This window comes from Frigoribacterium sp. CFBP 8754, assembly GCF_014841815.1.
Taxonomy (GTDB): domain Bacteria; phylum Actinomycetota; class Actinomycetes; order Actinomycetales; family Microbacteriaceae; genus Frigoribacterium; species Frigoribacterium endophyticum.
Map to the genome: position 1 here is coordinate 34764 of NZ_JACYUO010000001.1, position 17249 is coordinate 52012.

The window sequence follows — 17249 nt, forward strand, 5'->3', positions numbered from 1 at the left end:
AGCGCCCGCGCCTCAGGCCGTCGGCTCGGCGACGACGTGGTGCCGCCCGAGCGGGAGCATCATCGGCGCGCCCGTCGTGGGGTCGGCGACCACACGGCTGTCGAGGCCGAACACGGCTCGGACGCAGTCCTCCGTCAGCACCTCGGCGGGGGCGCCCGCGGCGTGCACCCGGCCCGCCGCGAGGGCGACGAGGTGGTCGGCGTAGCGCGCCGCGAGGTTGAGGTCGTGCAGCACCATGACGATCGTCGTGCCGCGGCGACGGTTGAGGTCGGTCAGCAGGTCGAGCACCTCGACCTGGTGGCTGACGTCGAGGAAGGTCGTCGGCTCGTCGAGCAGCAGCACGTCGGTCTGCTGGGCGAGCGCCATGGCGATCCAGACGCGCTGGCGCTGGCCGCCCGAGAGCTCGTCGACCGATCGGTCGGCGAGGGCGGTCGTCTCGGTGGCCTCGAGCGCCTCGGCGACGGCGCGGTCGTCGTCGCTGCTCCAGCGCGAGAGGAGGCCCTGGTGCGGGTGGCGGCCGCGGCCGACGAGGTCGGCGACGGTGATGCCCTCCGGCGCGACGGGCGACTGCGGCAGCAGGCCGAGGGTGCGGGCGAGCTGGCGCGCCGGGGTGCGGTGCACCTCGCGCCCGTCGAGCACGACCTGGCCCGACCGGGGCTTGAGGAGGCGCGACATCGACCGCAGGAGCGTCGACTTGCCGCAGGCGTTGGCCCCCACGATGGCGGTGATCCGCCCGGGCGGCACGGCGAGGCTGAGGTCGTCGACGACGGTGAGCTCGCCGTAGCCGAGGGTGAGGTGCTCGGCGTCGAGCGTGTGGTCGGCGGTCACAGGGAGCCTCCCGATCGGTTGGTGCGGACGATGAGCCAGATCAGGTACGGAGCGCCCAGCACGCCCGTGACGACCCCGACGGGGAAGCGCGTGCCGAGCGCATACTGCCCGACGACGTCGGCGACGAGCACGAGCAGGGCGCCCACCAGGGCCGACGGCACGAGCAGCGAGCCGCTCGGCCCGACCAGGCGGGCCGCGATCGGCCCGGAGAGGAAGGCCACGAACGCGATCGGCCCGCAGGCGGCCGTCGCGAACGAGATGAGCCCGACCGCGGCGACGATCACGACGAGGCGCGTGCGGTCGACCCGCACGCCGAGCGCCGACGCGGCGTCGTCGCCGAGCTGCGTCGCCGCGAGGTCGCGCGACCGGCTGAGCAGCAGCGGCGTCAGCACGACCAGGGCCACGAGCACGGGCACGACCTGGGGCCAGCTGCTGCCGTTGAGGCTGCCGGTGAGCCAGCGGGTCGCCTCCTGCAGGTCCCACTGCGCGGCGTTCGACAGCACGTACGCCGTCAGGCTGTCGAGCATCGCGGCGACGCCGATGCCGACGAGCACGAGCCGCGTGCCGGCGACCCCGCCGCGCTTCGACAGCAGGTAGACGAGCACCGCGACCGCGAGGCCGGCGGCGATGGCGAAGGCCGAGACCTGGCCGTCGTCGAGCGACAGCGTCACGATGGCGAAGGCGGCGGCGGCGCTGGCCCCCGAGCTGATGCCGATGATGTCGGGGCTCGCGAGCGGGTTTCGGAGCATCGTCTGGAAGGTCACGCCGCCGAGGCCGAAGCAGAGGCCCGCGGCGACGGCGAGCACCGCGCGGGGGAGGCGGAGGCGCCCGACCGTGAAGGTCGCGCCGGGCACGTCCTGCCCGAGCACCACGCCCAGCACCTCGCCGGGGCCGTAGAAGGTGCGGCCGACCATGAGGCTCAGCACGAAGACGACGACGAGGGCGGCGACGAGCACGCCGACCACGGCGCGGCGTCGGCGGCCCCGCCGGGCACGACCCGCGGCGACCGAGGCGGCGACGGCGTCGAGGCGGCTCGAGCCGGGGCGGGCGGGCTCACCGCCGGCGCCGCGGGGCGGCACGGGCGTCGACGCCCGGAGGTCGGTCGGCGCGCTCACAGGGCCTTCACCTTCGAGCGTCGGACGATCCAGATGAACACGGGCGCTCCGATCAGGGCGGTGACGATCCCGACGTCGATCTCGGCCGGGCGGGCCACGACGCGGCCGACGACGTCGGCGCCCGTGAGCAGCACGGCGCCGGCGACGGCCGAGAAGGGCAGCAGCCAGCGGTGGTCGACGCCGGTGAGCAGCCGGCAGGCGTGAGGCACGACGAGGCCGACGAAGCCGATCGGGCCGGTGACGGCGGTGGCCGCCCCGCAGAGCACGACGGCGCCGAGGGCGGCGGCCCCGCGGGCGACGGCGACGCGCTCGCCGAGGCCGGCCGCGAGGTCGTCGCCGAGGGCGAGGGAGTTGAGGGCCTTGGCCGAGAGCAGGCAGACGACGACGCCCACGACGAGGAAGGGCGCGACCTGCTCGAGGCTCGCCCAGGTGCCGCCGCCGACCCCGCCGATCTGCCACGAGCGGATGCTCGACGCGATGTCGCCGCGGGGCAGCGCGATCGCGGTGATGAACGACGCCAGGGCCGCCGAGGTGGCCGCGCCGGCGAGCGCGAGCTTGAGCGGCGTCGCCCCGCCCCGGCCGAGCGAGCCGATCGCGTAGACGACCAGCGCCGTGGCGCCGGCGCCCGCGACGGCGACCCAGATCGTCGTGGTCGAGGCGCTGAGGCCGAAGAACGCGATGCCCGCGACGACGGCGAGGGAGGCACCGGTGTTGACCCCGAGGATCCCCGGGTCGGCCAGGGGGTTGCGGGTCACGCCCTGCATCACGGCGCCGGAGACGGCGAGGGCCGCGCCCGCCGCGACGGCGAGGACGGTGCGCGGCACCCGTTTCGCGACCGACGCGCGGTCGAAGCCGTCGGTCGCGCCGCCGAGGGCGGCCCACACGTCGGCGAGCGACACGTCGCGCGAGCCGACCGTCACGCTGAGCAGCACCACGCCGACCAGCACGGCCACCAGCACGAGCAGCCAGACGGCGCGCAGACGCCGCGGGCGTCGCACGACGGCGACGCCCGCGGCGGGCAGCGTGGGGGCTGTGGTCACTACGACTTCGCGGCGGCCTGCGAGAGGAGGTCGACGTAGTCGTCGAGGATCCACGAGATCGACAGCGGCGTCGGGTTGGCAGCCGTGCCGAGCGGGGTGGTGCCGGGCAGGGCGACGATGGCGCCGTTCTTCACCGCGGGCATCTGCGAGAGCACGGGGTCGGCCTCGAGGGCGTCGACGAGGGTCTCGTCGCCGTAGGTGACGATCACGTCGACGTCGTCGAACGCGTCGGCCTGCTCGGCGCTCTGCGTCAGCGAGAACAGCTCGGTCGCGTCGCTGGCCTCGGTGATGCTGCCGGGCTGCTCGAGGCCGAGGTCGTCGAAGAACTGCACGCGGGTGTCGTGCGTCGTGTAGAAGCTGACCTCGCTGAGGTCGCCGGTGTCGACGTGGGTGAGGAACATCGCCGAGGTGCCGGCGAGCTCGGGGTGGGCGTCGGCGGTGTCGCTGATCTCGGACTCGAGGTCGCTGACCAGCTGCTCGCCCTCGTCGGCCATGCCCATGGCCTCGCTGTTGAGCTCGATCATGTCGCGCCAGGCGGTGCCCCACGCGGTCTCGGGGTAGGCGACGACGGGCGCGATCTCGCTGAGGGTGTCGTAGTCCTCCTGCGTCAGGCCCGAGTACGCGGCGAGGATGACGTCGGGGTCGGTGTCGGCCACGGCCTCGAAGTCGATGCCGTCGGTCTCGTCGAAGAGCACGGGGGTCTCGGCGTCGAGCTCGGTGAGCTTCTCCTCGACCCAGGGCAGCAGGCCGTCGCCGTCGTCGTCGCCGAAGTTCGCGGCGGCCATCCCGACGGGCACGACGCCGAGGGCCAGCGGCACCTCGTGGTTCGCCCAGGCGACCGTGGCGACGCGCTCGGGCTTCGTCTCGATCGTCGTCGTGCCGAGGGCGTGCTCGATCGTGATCGGCGTGAACCCGGACGACCCCGAGGAGGCGTCGGTCGAGTCGCCGGCGTCGGCGGAGCACCCGGCGAGGCCGAGGGCGAGGGCGGATGCTGCGCTGATCGCGAGCAGGCGCGTGGTGCGGGGCATGGGTGTCCTTCCGGGACGGGTGCAGGGGCCCGGCTCGACGCTCCGGGAGGGCGTGCTCGGGAGCACGCCGCGTCGGAGGGGTGCTCGTGATCGGAGCGACCCGTGGTCGGCCTTAGGTGAGCCTTACCTTAGCAGTGGCCCCGCCGCGATCGGCAAGCCGGTCGTTCGGCGTCGAGTGATCGTCAAGATCGTGCACGACCCGCAGAGAAGGGCGGCATCATCCCGATGACCTTCTCGCAGGCCTCGACGAGGGCGAGGGAGTCCTGGAGGTTGTCGCGGACATCGTCCGGGTGGAGATCGGTGAGCGTGTAGTCGCCCTCGTGCCGCAGTCGCCTGACGACGTCGTAGACCCCCAGCAGCCCTCTCCCGCCGCCGAGCATCGACTGGACGGCTCGACGAGGGGCGATGTGCCCGCCCTTCTTGGTGGATCTGAGACCGCGGTCGAGGAGCACGGCCTCCAGCGCCTTCCTGTTGCCGGCGTGCAGGGCGTCGGCGGCGATCTCCGTGTCGTCGTCGATCAACGACCGCGCTGTCTCCACGTGTCGGCGGGCCTTGGTCAGCAGCGCTCTCGCGCCCGCGGCATCGGCGGGACAGGCCTCCAGGTCTCCGTCGGAGACCATCGCTTCGAGATCGGCCTGCCCGTAGCTCACGGGAGCAGCTCCAGCCTCGGCTCGCCGAGGATCCTCGTCACGATCTCGTCCTCAGCAGCGTCCCAGCGGTCATCGCTCAAGAATGTCACATTCACCTCGCGTCGCAGGGCCTGGTCGAGCGGGTCGAGGGCGTCGTAGACATCGCGACGGACCGGGCTCCCGACGATGAGCAGGTCGATGTCGTCCGGCGCCGCTCCCGGGGCTCCCGTGGACCGCGCGGCGAACGACCCGAAGATGAGGGCCCGGCTGATGCCGGGGACATCCGCGAGTGCCGTCGTGATCAGGGCCTGCGGGCCGCGCGACAGGGTGATGAGCGTCCGCAGCGGCGCGACGGCAGGGTTCGCCTCGTCAGGAGCGAACAGTGCGCTGCGGCCGACCGTGGTGCGTACGAGCAGCCCTGCGTCGACGAGCCTCGTGAGCTCGCGGTGGAGGGTCGGCTGGCTCGCGCCCGTCGCCGTGATGATCTCCCGCGTCGAGAGCGGCCGATCGCTCAGCAGGAGTGCTTCGAGCGCAGCAGCCTGTGCCTCCGTCTTGAAGATCGGGAGGGTGCCGTCGTTCCTATTCATGGTGTGGATCATGCTATTCATTTTCTGCATGAACATGGAAATGTCCGTGTCGGGGGTGCCGGGTAGACAAGGGGCGATGACTCCCTCGCCGCTGCTCGACGTCCGTCGCATCTACGCCGAGCCCGAGGCGGCGGCCTCGCCCCGCGGGCAGGAGATCATCGGGCGCTGGCCCGAGGCCACGGTCGTGCCGGTCGAGTCGCACTGGCGCATCCCCGAGGTGCACGGCGACGAGGCGAACGTGCGCCGGTGGGTGCGCATCAAGACCGAGGCCCTCGTGCTCGGCGTCAAGAAGAGCGTCGTCACCCGGCCGAACGGGCGCTCGGCCGACTTCATCGCCCCGTCGCTGGCGAACGGCTGCGCGATGGCCTGCGTCTACTGCTACGTGCCGCGGCGCAAGGGCTACAGCAACCCCGTCACGCTCTTCACGAACGTCGAGCAGATCTCGCGGCACCTCGCGCGCCACGTGCAGAAGCAGGGCCCGAAGACCGAGCCGAACCAGTGCGACCCCGAGGCGTGGGTCTACGACATCGGCGAGAACAGCGACTGCTCGGTCGACGCGCTGCTCGCCGAGAACGTGCGCGACGTCTGCGAGCTCTTCCGCATGACGCCGACGGCCAAGGCCTCGTTCGCCACGAAGTACGTCAACCGCGACCTGCTCGACTGGGACCCCCAGGGCCGCTCGCGCATCCGTTTCTCGCTGATGCCGGCGGAGGTCGCCAAGGTCACCGACCTCCGCACGAGCTCGATGAGCGAGCGGATCGCCGCGGTGAACGACTTCGTCGCGGCGGGGTGGGAGGTGCACCTCAACTTCTCGCCGGTGATCATGACGCCGGGGTGGCTCGACGACTGGCGCGAGCTGCTGCGGGAGGTCGACGACGTGCTGTCGCCGGCGGCCAAGGAGCAGGCGGCGGCGGAGATGATCTTCCTGACGCACAACGCCGCCCTGCACGAGGTGAACGAGCGCTGGCACCCGAGGGGCGAGGAGCTGATCTGGCGCCCTGACCTCCAGGAGGCCAAGACCTCCGAGAACGGGGCGGAGAACCTGCGCTACCGGTACGACCTCAAGGCACAGGGGGTCGCCGCCCTCACGGCGCTCGTCGCCGAGGTCGCGCCGTGGTGCCGCATCCGGTACGCCTTCTGACCGGAGAGGTACCCTTGTCGTCGTGTCCGCCTCCCTCAGTTCGTCGTCGTGCCGTCGTGCGCGCGTGCGGGCTCAGGCGTTCCCCAACCGCCTGGTGCTGACGAAGCGCACCTGCGGCACGAACGGCTGGATGAGCCTCTGGGGCAGCAACGCCCACGGCGAGATCGCCGGCTGCCCGCCGCCAGCGGCGTAGACCTGCGGGCCCCGAGCCCGGCAGGTCGCCCCCCGACCCGTCACCGCTCGACTCGACCCCTCTAGGACACCGTGCCCGACTCCGCCACGCCCGCCCCCGCCTCCTCGACGCCGCCCTCGCCCTCGGCCGCGCCCGCCTCCCGGGCCCAGCGCCTCTCGCGCTTCGTCAGCCGTGACACCACGGGCGGCCTGCTGCTGCTCGGGGCGACCGTGCTCGCCCTGGTCATCGCGAACAGCCCGGCCGGCTCGTTCTACGCGCAGGTCCGTGACACCACGTTCGGCCCCGAGGCGCTGCACCTCCACCTCAGCGTCGGCACCTGGGCCGCCGACGGCCTGCTCGCGATCTTCTTCTTCGTCGTCGGCCTCGAGCTCAAGCAGGAGTTCGTCGCCGGCTCGCTGCGCGACCCCCGGGTGGCCACCCTGCCGATCGCCGCGGCCGTGGGCGGCGTCGCCCTGCCGGCGCTGATCTTCACCGCGATCAACATCGGTGCCGGGCCCGACGCGCTGCAGGGCTGGGCCATCCCCGCCGCCACCGACATCGCCTTCGCGGTGGCCGTCGTCGCGGTCGTGGGCAAGAAGCTGCCGCCGGCGCTCCGCACCTTCCTGCTCACCCTGGCCGTGGTGGACGACCTCATCGCCATCACCATCATCGCGATCTTCTACACAGCGGGCATCGCGGTCGTGCCGCTCCTGCTCGCCCTGCTGCCGCTCGCCGCGTTCGCCGTGCTCGTGCGCCGGGGGGTCCGCTCGTGGTGGCTGCTCATCCCGCTCGGCGTCGTCGCGTGGGCCCTGGTGCACGCGTCGGGCATCCACGCCACGATCGCGGGCGTCGCCCTCGGCCTCCTGGTGCCGGCGATCGCCACCCGGTGGGCCGGCGTGACGCACGTCGACGCCGACGGCCACGAGGAGCGCCACGCGCTCACGCACCACTTCGCCGAGCGCTGGAGCCCGATCTCGTCGGGCGTCGCCGTGCCGATCTTCGCCTTCTTCTCGGCGGGCGTCTCGGTGGGCGGCCTCTCGGGCCTCACCGAGTCGCTCCGCGACAGCGTCGCGATCGGCATCGTCGTCGCCCTCGTGGTGGGCAAGTCGGTCGGCATCACCGGGGCCTCGCTGCTGGTGACGCGCCTCCCCGGCATCAAGCTCGACCCGAGCCTCCGCTGGCCCGACGTCGTCGGCCTCTCGCTCGTCGCGGGCATCGGGTTCACCGTCTCGTTGCTCGTCGGCGAGCTCGCCTACGGCACCGGCAGCGAGCAGGACGACGTGGTCAAGGTCGGCGTGCTCGTCGGGTCGCTCATCTCAGCCGTGCTCGGCGGCGTCGTGCTGTCGGCGCGCGGCCGCTGGCACGAGCGCCACCGGACCGAGCAGGGCGTCACCGCCCCGTAGCCTGGCCCGATGAACGAGCGCGACGACGACGTCCGCCGCCGGATGGCGGCCCACGAGCTGTACACCGACGGGGGCCCGGGCCTGGAGGACCTCGCGGAGCGGCGCGTGCGCGGCAAGGAGCTCGCGTACGACTACAACGCGACGCGGCCGCGGGAGACCGAGCGCCGCCGCGAGATCCTCGACGAGATGCTCGGCTCGGTCGGCACCGGGGTCTGGGTCGAGCCCCCGCTGCACGTGGCCTACGGCGACAACGTCGTGCTCGGCGACGAGGTCTACGTGAACTTCGGCCTGACCGTGGTCGACGACGTGGCCGTCGTGGTCGGCGACCGGGTGATGATCGCGCCGAACGTGACCATCAGCACCACCGGGCACCCGGTGCACCCCGAGGTGCGGCGCGACGGCAGCCAGTTCTCGGCGCCGGTCCACCTCGGCGACGACGTCTGGGTCGGCGCGGGCGCGGTCATCCTGCCCGGCGTGACGGTCGGCGCCGGCTCGGTCGTCGCGGCCGGGGCCGTCGTGACGGCCCACGTGCCGCCGATGGTCGTCGTCGGGGGAGTGCCGGCGCGGGTCCTCCGTGAGGTCACCGACGCCGACCGCGACCACCGCTGGCGCGAGCCGCGCTCGCTCTGAGGCCGGCAGCCCGGGGGAGCAGGGCTCCCGAGGAGTCGCGGGTCGGGCCTCAGGCGCCGGCCGGCAGCGGGGCGCGGAACCAGTCGAGCAGCGACCGGACCGACGGCTCGAGGTCCGGGCGCGAGCGCGCGACGTCGAGCGAGGCGCCCGACACGTCGGCGTAGCCCGGGATCTCGTCGACGAGGGTGTCGGTCGTGGCGCGGTAGCCCATCGTCCACGCGCCGAAGCGGCGCTCGTCGATGGTCTCGCGGAGCAGGACGTCGAGGTCGGTGTGGCGGGGGTCGGCGGCGATGAGCGCGTAGCGCTGCTGGACGGCCTCCTCGGGCCCCTCGAGCACCTGGACGAACCGGCCCTGCTTGTGCATGAGGAAGCCGGAGAGACCCAGGCGACGGTTGTTGGCGCGGCTGTTCATCAGCAGGGTGGCGAGGTCGCCGTCCGAGAACGGGGTGCGGGCGGCACTGGTGTAGACGAGCGAGAGCACGGGGTCCTTCCGAGAGAGGTGCTCACCGAGCCTGCCCCATCCCGGCACCCGGTGCCACACCCCGATCTGGGGCGTGCCGGGAGCGCGCCGGACGCGTGGCGGGGTGCGACCACGTGCGACGAGCGGGAGTCGTGGTCCGGATCCGCTGATCCACTCCGGAGTGGATCAGCCTTCCTGGACCGTCCTGCCCGGGGGCCCAGCCGTCTCGCTCCGCTGCGCCGCGCCGCGCCTCCTCGTAGGCTCCCCGCATGACCTCAGACGTCGAGCACGCGTACTCGCGCCGGGCCGCCGAGTACGCCGAGCACCTCGGGTCGATGTCGTCCGTGCACCCGTCCGACCGCCAGCTGGTGGAGGCGTGGGCCGCCGACGTCGACGGGCCCCTGCTCGACGCCGGGTGCGGGCCCGGGCACTGGACCGCCCACCTCGCCGGGCTCGGTGCCGACGCCCGGGGCGTCGACCAGGTGCCGGCCTTCGTCGAGCACGCCCGCGCCGCCCACCCCGCCGTGCCCTTCACGGTCGCGAGCGTCGACGCCCTGCCCGACGGGGCGGGGACGCTCGGGGGAGTCCTGGCCTGGTACTCGCTGATCCACCACGAGCCCGCGGCGGTGGGTCGCGCGCTCGCCGAGTCCGCCCGGGCCCTCCGCCCCGGCGGGCGGCTGCTCGTCGGCTTCTTCGTCGGCGACGAGCTGGAGCAGTTCGACCACGCCGTCGTGACCGCCTGGCGCTGGCCGGTCGGCTGGCTCGCCGACGAGCTCGGCGCGGCGGGCTTCGAGGTCGTCGAGACGCACACCCGGACGGGCTCGCCGAAGGGTCCGCGGCCCCACGGTGCGGTGCTGGCCCGCTCGCGGGGCTGAGGCGTCAGGCGGGCCCTCGCCGCGCCTCCCTCACGCTCCGACGGCGGCGGCGACGAACTCGATCTCCACCCGTGCTCCGCGGGGCAGGGCGGCGACCCGGTAGAGAGCGCATCCTGGATGACGGGCCGCCGGGTGCGCCGCGCGCGCCGCGACCGCCCCGCGCCACGACGACCGCGGCGACCGCCACGGCGGCGCCCGCGATCGTCCACGCCGCGACCGCGACCGCGCCCGCCGGGTGGACGACCGACTGCCCCAGCGACGCCTGCACGGCGAGCAGGACGGTCGCCGCCCCGTAGGCGACCGCCGTCACCAGCACCAGCCGGAGCTGGGCGACCGGCGACGCCAGCAGCGGCACCCGCCGCCCGAGCGCGCCGAGCAGCAGCGCCGCGAGCGGCAGGGCCTGGAGGGCGTGCATGCCGACGAAGTGGGCGACGCGGTAGTCGCCGCCGACCGTGCTCCACCCGAGCAGGGCCAGCCCCGGCCCACCGTCGACGACGCCCACGGCGTGGGCCCCGACGATGCCCGTCGGGCTCGCGATCTGGGCCCCGGTCGGCCCGGTCATGAGGAAGGCCACGCCGATCCCTCCGAGGGCGATCAGCGCACCTGCCCGGACGGCGATAGTGAGGGCCGGCGTGGGGAAGCGCAGCCCGACGAGCATCAGCGACGTCACGAAGGTGCAGAGGTACATGACCGTGATCGCGACGGCCATCGTGCCCCAGACGACGACGTGCAGGCCGTCGGAGACGTTGAAGTGGCTCGTCGTGCCGGTGGCGACCGCCCAGACGATGAGCACCTGCTCGACGAGCAGCGTCGCGGCGATGACCGTGCCGAGGCGCCCGGCGAGCACCCGGCGACGCGGCAGGTGCGCGATCAGCCACGCCCAGGTCACCGCGTAGAGGCCGATCGAGAGCGAGAACTTGAGCGGCTTGGCCCACGCGGGCGCGCCGAGGATCGTCCGGGGGTCGACCACGAGGCCGACGACGCAGGCCACGGCGCACACCGCCATCACGGCGGCCAGCGCCATGAGCGGAGGGTGCCAGGCGACGGCCCGGCGCAGCCCGGCGCTCACCGGGCCACCGCTCGGGCGTGCTCGAGCGTGGCGGCGACGCCGACCGACGCCGGGGTCGCGGTGAGGCCGAGCTCGCGGGAGGCGCGGCTCGAGTCGAAGACGTACGGGGCCGTGCTCTGGTACGTGAGCTCGAGCGTCTCGCGCGCGGCCGGCGCGAAGAGCGCGCCCAGGCGGAGCGTCGCCAGGCTCATCACCGACATCCGGTCGGGCGCGACGCCCGCGAGCTCGCCCCACTCCCGCCCGGTCAGGGGCGGTGCCGTCGGCACGTGCCAGGTCCGGCCCCGGGCGCGCTCGTCGGTGCCGAGCACGGCCAGCGCGTCGCCGACGTCGGGCGTGTAGGTCAGCGAGTGCGGCTGGTCGGCGTCGAGCAGCCAGGTGGGCCGCTTCCCCGCCACCACGCGGTCGACCACGAATCCCTGGAACGCGCTGGTGGCGGGGCCGGGGCCGTAGAAGTCCGCGCTGCGGGCGGTCGTCACGGTCAGCCCGCGGCTGCGGAGGGCGTCGAGCTGCCCGAGCGCCTCCGCCCGCACCGCCCCCTTGCGGCTGGTCGGGCGGAGCGGCGTCTCCTCCGTCATCGGGCCGTCGACCGGCCCGTACGCGTAGACGTTGTCGAGGTGGACGAGGTGGACGCCCTCGTCGAGGGCGGCCCGGGCGGCGTGGCGGACGACGGTCGGCCACTGCTCGCGCCACATGCGGGTCGAGTACGGCAGGCCCGCGACGAGGTAGGCGACGTCCGCGCCGCGCAGCGCGCGGCGCACGTCGTCGCCGTCGAGGAGGTCGGCGACGACCGAGCTGCCGTCCCCCTCCGTGACGGGGCGTCGGCCGACGGTGACCGGGTCGTGGCCGCGGGCGCGGAGCGCGCGGGCGGTCTCCCGCCCGACGACGCCGTGGCCGCCGAGGAGCACGTGCCGCGACGCGCTCACGAGCGTCGGCCGTCCTGGTCGGCGACCGGGAAGAGGTCGTGCGTGACGTCCTCGTGCGCGAGGCGGCGCAGGCCGGCGAAGAGCGGGTCGCCGAGCACGGTGCCCACGACCATCAGCTCCGCGACGTCGTCGCGGTCGTGCCGGCCGCCCAGCGCCTCCACGTCCGCCCGGGCGGCCGTCGCCGCCGCGGTCAGGTACGCCTGCAGGTAGTCGTCGGTGGGCTCGAAGTCGATCGTGGCCAGCCCGTCGAGGGCGCGGGCGGCGGCGTCGAGCCCGGGGTTCTCGTCGGTCGTCGCCCAGCCGGCGGCGCTCGTCAGCGCGGCCACGCGCTCGCGGGCCGCGGGGCTCGGCGCGGCGTCGTGCGCCCGGGGCGAGCTCATCGCGTGCTGAGCCGCGGCGAACGCCTCGGCCAGCGGGGCGTCGTCGGCGTCGAGGGCGGCGAGGACGTCCTTCGTGGCCGCGACCGAGAGGCCCCCGACCTCGAGCAGGGCCCGGACGAGGCGCACCCGCCGCACGTGCCGGTCGTCGTACGAGGTCTGGTTCGGGGCCGTCTTCTCGCCCGGGGGCAGCAGCCCCTCGCGTTGGTAGTACTTGACCGCCGTGAGCGGTGTGGTCGCCTCCTGGGCGATTTCGGATATGCGCACTATCGGAGAGTAGCGCTATCCATTCGTGCGGCACAAGGGGTGGCGACCCCCGTCGACGACGAGGAGGCGCGGTGCAGGTCTCCCCGCACCGCGCCTCCCGCAGGCTGCTCGCGCCTACTTCGTCAGCGGACCGTAGAGCGCCGGCGACGTGCGGGCGTGCGTCGCCTGCTCGAACGCGTAGCCGAGGCCGATCAGGGTCGACTCGTCGTAGTCGCGGCCGAGGAACTCGAGGTTGACGCCCGCGCCCGTGACGGTCGCGTCGGCCGCGATCGCCTGGCCCATCGGCACCGTCACGGCCGGCATGCCCGTGTTGGGGCTGAGGCGCATGTTCGTGCTGAACGAGTTGTACGCGACCGCCGAGGGGTAGATCAGGGCGTCGAGGTCGCCCCCGTCGAGCATGCCCGTGACGAGCTGCTGGCCCGCGGCGATCTGCGTCGTGTGCGACCCGGTCGGGCCGGCCCAGGCCTGGTACTGCGCCTCGGTCACCGCGGCGCGCGCCGTGTAGATGCTGGCCCGCGACTGGACGTAGCGACCCGACGCCTGGATCTCGGGGATCGTCCGCGCCGTGACCTCGGGGGCGAGGTGGTCGCGCGTGTAGGCGGCGAGGTCGTGCGCGAACTCGTTCGTGCTGCCGCTCGACTCGGAGAGCACCCGGGCGAACCCGGCGGGCGGCGTGACCGGGACGACCGTCGCGCCCTGGGCCCGGAGCGTCGCGAGCGACGCGGCGAAGAGCCGCTGCGTCGTCGCGTCGGTGCTGACCATCGAGGCGACGTAGCCGATCCGGGTGCCCTCGAGTGCCGTCGGGTCGAGCGCGGCCGTGTACGAGGTCGGCACGCGGCCCTGCTGCTCGGCGGTGACGGGGTCGCTCGCGTCGACGCCCGTGACGGCGTCGAGCGCGATCGCGGCGTCGGTGACGCTGCGGGCGAGGGGGCCGCCGGTGTCCTGGCTGAGGGCGAGCGGCACGATGCCGGTGCGGCTCGTGAGCCCCACCGTGGGCCGGACGCCGACGAGCTGGTTGTACGACGACGGGATGCGGATCGAGCCGCCCGTGTCGGTGCCGAAGCCGATGCCCGCGAGGTTCGCGGCGATCGCCGCGCCCGTGCCGCCGCTCGAGCCACCGGCGGTCCGGCTCGTCACGTACGGGCTGGCGACGAGGGTCGTCTGCCCGGCGGGCTGGCCCGCGGTGTACTCCGAGGCGAAGCCGTAGGCGAACTCGTCGAGGCTGGCCTTGGCGAGGATCACGGCGCCCGCGTCGCGGAGCCCCGCGACCATGGTGGCGTCGTCGTCGGTCTGGTTCGCGTCCCAGCAGCCGCAGCCGGCCGTGGTCGGCATGTCGACGGTGTCGTAGTTGTCCTTGACGGCGATCGGCACGCCGAGCAGCATGCTCGTCATGCCCTGCGAGGCACGGGTGGCGTCCGCCGCGGCGGCCGCGGCGAGGGCCTCGTCGTTCGTCGTGATGATCGAGTGCAGCGGGCGCCCGTCGGCGGCCGGGTCGACCTTCGCGGTGTCGTACGCGGCGATGCGGGCGAGGTAGTCGGTGGTGAGGTCGACCGAGCTGACGACCCCGGCGTTCATCGCGGCCTGCATGTCGACGGCGCTGGCCTCGACGAGCTGGAACTCGCCGTCGTCGTAGATCGCGCGCTGCGACACCGCGGCGACGTCGGCCACTGTGATCACGCCGTCGGCGTCGACGTCGGCCGGGGCGACCGCCTCGAACTCGGCGGAGGGCGACGTGGCCCCGAGGGCGGCGGAGACCAGCTCGAGGTCGGCCGCGGTGACCTGGTCGTCGCCCGTGAGGTCGAGCTCCGTGTAGTACGGCGCGAGGAACGCCGCGACGGGCGCGTCGTCGGCGGCGGCGCCGGGCGCGACGACCAGCCCGCCGACGGCGAGGGCCGAGATGATCGAGGTCGCGGCGACCGTGGCGGTGCGTCGGCGAGGGGTCATGGCGGGCAGTCTCCGGGGTGACGGCGACGAGGGCGTCGCGGGGGCGAGGGGAGCGTGGGAGTCGCGGGCCGGCAGCCCGGCCCGGTCGCGGGCGCTCATCGGGTCGCCGCCGCACGGCGACGGAGGGCGACCGCGGCCACGACGAGCAGGCCCAGAACGAGCAGCCCTGCTCCGCCGGCCACGAGGAGCCAGCTGTCGGAGCCGGTGAACGCGAGGTCGTCGCGGGAGCCGGTGGCGGTCGGGCGGCCGGCGGCCGCGCCCGTGACGGGCGTCGCGGCGGTGGGGCTGGCCGAGGGCGCGGGCGCGCCGGCCGTCGGGCTGGCGGACGGCTGCGGGGCCACCGGCGCGGCCGCGACCGCGACGACGGCGGAGGCCGTCGGCGTGACCACGAGGCTGCTGCCGTCGGCGCCGATCAGCTCGACGGAGTCGAGGGACACCGCGGCGCCGCCCGCGGCGACCGCGGTGAACTGCAGGTCGACGGTGAGGTCGCCGGTCAGGGCCGGGGAGCTGCCGAGCCGCGTGTGCAGGATCGAGAGCGACCCGTCGGCCACCTGGACGTCGTCGAAGCCGCCGCTCGGCGAGGTGGCGCTGTCGGCGACGTAGTCGAGGGCGACGTCGTCGAAGCCGAGCTCGAGGTCGTACGCGTAGACGTCGGCGGTGCCGGTGAGCACGACCGAGACGTCGACGACGTCGCCGACCGTGGCGGTCGCGGGGGCCGTCACGGTGGCCGAGGCCAGGACGGGGGCGGCGGAGGCGGGGGAGGCGCCGAGCGCGACCGCGGCGAGGGCCAGGGCGACGGCCGTCGCGGAGCTGCGGGCGCGCGGGAGGCGCCGACGGAGGGGCTTCATCGGGAGGGAGTCCTTCTCATGGGGAGGAGCGGCGGAGGGTGGTGTGCAGGAGGCTCGAACGGTATCCAGGGCGTGTTTCCGGCTCACGCGCAGCTCCGTTTCGGGTTCGTTACGTCTGGCCGAGGCGCGGGGCGACGGGCGGCGTTGTGCGCCTCTGCCCGGCCTGTCACCATGAGCGCGGGCGGCACGCCCCCCTCAGACAGGAGACGACATGGCCGACGACGGCTTCACCAAGGAGGAGCGCGCCGCGATGAAGCAGCGCGCCGCCGAGCTGCGGGTCGAGGCGAAGCGCCAGAAGCTCGCCGACAAGGCGGCGGCGGAGGAGGCCGACGCGCTCGCCGCGATCGCCGCGATGACGGACGTCGAGCGGCCGATCGCGCAGATGGTGCACGAGATCGTCGCCGAGCACGCCCCGAGCCTGCGCCCCAAGACCTGGTACGGGTTCCCCGCCTACGCGCGGGAGGACGGCAAGGCCGTCGTCTTCTTCCAGCCCGGCGCCAAGTTCGGCACGCGGTACTCGACCCTCGGGTTCCAGGACGGCGCGCAGCTCGACGACGGGGTGATGTGGCCCACGGCGTACGCCGTCACCGGCGTCGACGACGCGACCCGCGCCTCCCTGGGGGCCCTGGTCCGACGCGCCGCCGGCGACTGACGGGCGCGCACCGGCGGCGGCAGCGCCCCGGCGGTGGCAGCGCCCCGGCGGTGGCAGGGTCGGACGCCGTCGGGGTCAGACGCTGTCGGGGTCGAGGTTGATCGTGTTGCCGTAGATCAGGTACTGCTGGTCGCCGGTGACGAGCAGGCCGGCGTTGAGGTAGATGAGCGCCGCGGGCGTGATGCCGAAGCGTGCCGCGACGGCGTCGATGGTGTCGCCCGCCGCGACGAGGTAGCCGCGCGGGCCGCCCGCGGGCGTCGACGACACGACGGTGCCGGTCGCGAGGTCGGCGGAGCCCGAGTCGGCGACGACGATGTTCGTCTGGCGGCCGGGCACCGACCACGTGACGGGCGTCACGGCGAGCACCTTCTCGGGGCCGATCTCGACGGGCAGGTCGGCTCCGTCGGTGGCGGCGGAGTAGGTGACCAGCGTGCCGAGGTAGCCGGGCGTGCTCGTGCCGAGCAGGGTCGAGGTGGCGAGGGCGGGCTCCGTCGTGGGGCCGCCGAGCTGGAGGTCGCCCGGGCCGTGCGCCGTGAGGCCGTCGCCGACGCTCGGCGCGATCTCGATCAGGGTCGCGCCGACCGGCACCGGCAGCGTCGAGGTGAAGCCGGAGTACTCCATCGAGAAGGTGTCGTCGCCGTTCGCGGTCGCCCGCCAGTGGTAGGCGACGCTGCCCTTCGGCGAGCGGACGTCGCCCTCGGAGACGACCGTGCCGGCGGCGACCGGCGTGACGAACGGTGCGGGGACGGCGGGGTCGGCCGGCGGCGCCGTCGCGGGCCGCGGGGTCGGCGAGCCGGTCGCGGTCGCGACGGTCGGCGTGGGCGAGGGCGTGCTCGGCGCGACGGCCTGCGCGGTGCGCGTGGCGGTGCTGACGGGCGTCGGCGCGGCCTCGCCGGGCCAGAGGGCCCAGCCGACCGCACCGATGGCGATCGTCGCCACGGCGACCACGCCGCCGACGATCGCGATCACCCGGCCACGGCCGCGCGGCGGCGCCTCGGTGCTCGTGGTGGTGCTGCCCGTGGTGGTGCTGTCGTCCATCTGTCGTTCCCCCTCGGGCCAGCCTAGGGGGGTCCGCGGGCCGGGCGCGAGCAGCGCCGCCCCCTGCACCGCCCCGCACCGCAGCAGCGCTCGCGCTCGCGCCGGCTCCCACGTGCGCAAGCCCCCGTCGCACATCGGACGAGGCGGGGCGCACGGCGGGGCGGAGCAATAGAGTTGGGCTCGGTCCGTCACGCGACGGCGCGTCTCCCGCGGGCCGTACCGC

19 protein-coding genes are annotated in these 17249 nt (G+C 74.5%); 6 read left to right on the forward strand and 13 right to left on the reverse strand.

Going from position 1 to position 17249, the window contains the following annotated elements:
• Positions 1-12 precede the first annotated feature (12 nt).
• From IFT72_RS00220 to IFT72_RS00245, 6 genes are all read right to left on the reverse strand, one after another.
• Entirely contained in the window at positions 13-828 is an 816-nt protein-coding gene (locus tag IFT72_RS00220; protein WP_192045249.1) for an ATP-binding cassette domain-containing protein, read from the reverse strand.
• Positions 825-1943 carry an iron chelate uptake ABC transporter family permease subunit gene (locus IFT72_RS00225; protein ID WP_235491129.1) on the reverse strand — a complete coding sequence of 373 codons (1119 nt, stop codon included), beginning with the start codon at positions 1941-1943 and terminating at the stop codon, positions 825-827. The genes IFT72_RS00220 and IFT72_RS00225 overlap by 4 nt, the downstream gene beginning before the upstream one ends.
• Positions 1940-2983, reverse strand: a complete 1044-nt coding sequence (locus IFT72_RS00230; RefSeq protein ID WP_192045250.1) for an iron chelate uptake ABC transporter family permease subunit — start codon at positions 2981-2983, stop codon at positions 1940-1942. The genes IFT72_RS00225 and IFT72_RS00230 overlap by 4 nt, the downstream gene beginning before the upstream one ends.
• Complete coding sequence (locus IFT72_RS00235; protein ID WP_056052442.1) at positions 2983-4011, reverse strand: iron-siderophore ABC transporter substrate-binding protein; 1029 nt, start codon at positions 4009-4011, stop codon at positions 2983-2985. Before IFT72_RS00235 ends, IFT72_RS00230 begins: the two co-directional genes overlap by 1 nt.
• 182 nt (positions 4012-4193) lie before the next feature.
• Positions 4194-4661, reverse strand: coding sequence for a hypothetical protein (locus tag IFT72_RS00240; protein ID WP_185231484.1), 468 nt, complete (start codon positions 4659-4661; stop codon positions 4194-4196).
• Positions 4658-5263, reverse strand: coding sequence for a MarR family transcriptional regulator (locus tag IFT72_RS00245; protein WP_192045251.1), 606 nt, complete (start codon positions 5261-5263; stop codon positions 4658-4660). The genes IFT72_RS00240 and IFT72_RS00245 overlap by 4 nt, the downstream gene beginning before the upstream one ends.
• Before the next feature lie 40 nt (positions 5264-5303).
• Between IFT72_RS00245 and IFT72_RS00250 the strand changes: the two genes are divergently transcribed.
• From IFT72_RS00250 to IFT72_RS00265, 4 genes are all read left to right on the forward strand, one after another.
• Entirely contained in the window at positions 5304-6368 is a 1065-nt protein-coding gene (locus IFT72_RS00250; RefSeq protein WP_192045252.1) for a spore photoproduct lyase family protein, read from the forward strand.
• Between the two features lie 22 nt (positions 6369-6390).
• Positions 6391-6561: a hypothetical protein gene (locus IFT72_RS00255; RefSeq protein ID WP_156369882.1), complete on the forward strand. Its 171-nt coding sequence runs from the start codon at positions 6391-6393 to the stop codon at positions 6559-6561.
• A gap of 71 nt (positions 6562-6632) precedes the next feature.
• A complete protein-coding gene (gene nhaA / locus IFT72_RS00260) occupies positions 6633-7943 on the forward strand; it encodes a Na+/H+ antiporter NhaA (RefSeq protein ID WP_192045253.1) in 1311 nt (436 codons plus the stop codon).
• 9 nt (positions 7944-7952) lie between these two features.
• Entirely contained in the window at positions 7953-8573 is a 621-nt protein-coding gene (locus IFT72_RS00265) for a maltose acetyltransferase domain-containing protein (RefSeq protein ID WP_056052449.1), read from the forward strand.
• A 49-nt stretch (positions 8574-8622) separates the two neighbouring features.
• Here the strand turns inward: IFT72_RS00265 and IFT72_RS00270 are convergent, their stop codons facing one another.
• Positions 8623-9054: a BLUF domain-containing protein gene (locus IFT72_RS00270; protein WP_056052452.1), complete on the reverse strand. Its 432-nt coding sequence runs from the start codon at positions 9052-9054 to the stop codon at positions 8623-8625.
• A 248-nt stretch (positions 9055-9302) separates the two neighbouring features.
• Between IFT72_RS00270 and IFT72_RS00275 the strand changes: the two genes are divergently transcribed.
• Complete coding sequence (locus tag IFT72_RS00275) at positions 9303-9908, forward strand: class I SAM-dependent methyltransferase (RefSeq protein WP_192045254.1); 606 nt, start codon at positions 9303-9305, stop codon at positions 9906-9908.
• 4 nt (positions 9909-9912) lie between these two features.
• Here IFT72_RS00275 and IFT72_RS00280 read toward each other — a convergent pair whose 3' ends face one another.
• From IFT72_RS00280 to IFT72_RS00300, 5 genes are all read right to left on the reverse strand, one after another.
• Entirely contained in the window at positions 9913-10932 is a 1020-nt protein-coding gene (locus tag IFT72_RS00280) for a hypothetical protein (RefSeq protein ID WP_244634132.1), read from the reverse strand.
• Positions 10933-10973: 41 nt separating this feature from the next.
• Positions 10974-11900, reverse strand: a complete 927-nt coding sequence (locus tag IFT72_RS00285) for an NAD-dependent epimerase/dehydratase family protein (protein WP_192045255.1) — start codon at positions 11898-11900, stop codon at positions 10974-10976.
• A complete protein-coding gene (locus IFT72_RS16535) occupies positions 11897-12544 on the reverse strand; it encodes a MerR family transcriptional regulator (RefSeq protein ID WP_192045256.1) in 648 nt (215 codons plus the stop codon). The genes IFT72_RS00285 and IFT72_RS16535 overlap by 4 nt, the downstream gene beginning before the upstream one ends.
• 114 nt (positions 12545-12658) lie before the next feature.
• Positions 12659-14488, reverse strand: a complete 1830-nt coding sequence (locus IFT72_RS00295; RefSeq protein ID WP_192045257.1) for an amidase family protein — start codon at positions 14486-14488, stop codon at positions 12659-12661.
• Between the two features lie 95 nt (positions 14489-14583).
• The gene (locus IFT72_RS00300) at positions 14584-15336 is read right to left on the reverse strand and encodes a cohesin domain-containing protein (RefSeq protein WP_056052467.1); all 753 of its coding nucleotides are present in this window, start codon (positions 15334-15336) and stop codon (positions 14584-14586) included.
• Positions 15337-15547: 211 nt separating this feature from the next.
• On the opposite strand from IFT72_RS00300, the gene IFT72_RS00305 reads away from it, so the two are divergent.
• Positions 15548-15988, forward strand: a complete 441-nt coding sequence (locus tag IFT72_RS00305; protein WP_167258177.1) for a hypothetical protein — start codon at positions 15548-15550, stop codon at positions 15986-15988.
• A gap of 75 nt (positions 15989-16063) precedes the next feature.
• Here the strand turns inward: IFT72_RS00305 and IFT72_RS00310 are convergent, their stop codons facing one another.
• Positions 16064-17026: a LysM peptidoglycan-binding domain-containing protein gene (locus IFT72_RS00310; RefSeq protein ID WP_192045258.1), complete on the reverse strand. Its 963-nt coding sequence runs from the start codon at positions 17024-17026 to the stop codon at positions 16064-16066.
• Positions 17027-17249 lie beyond the last annotated feature (223 nt).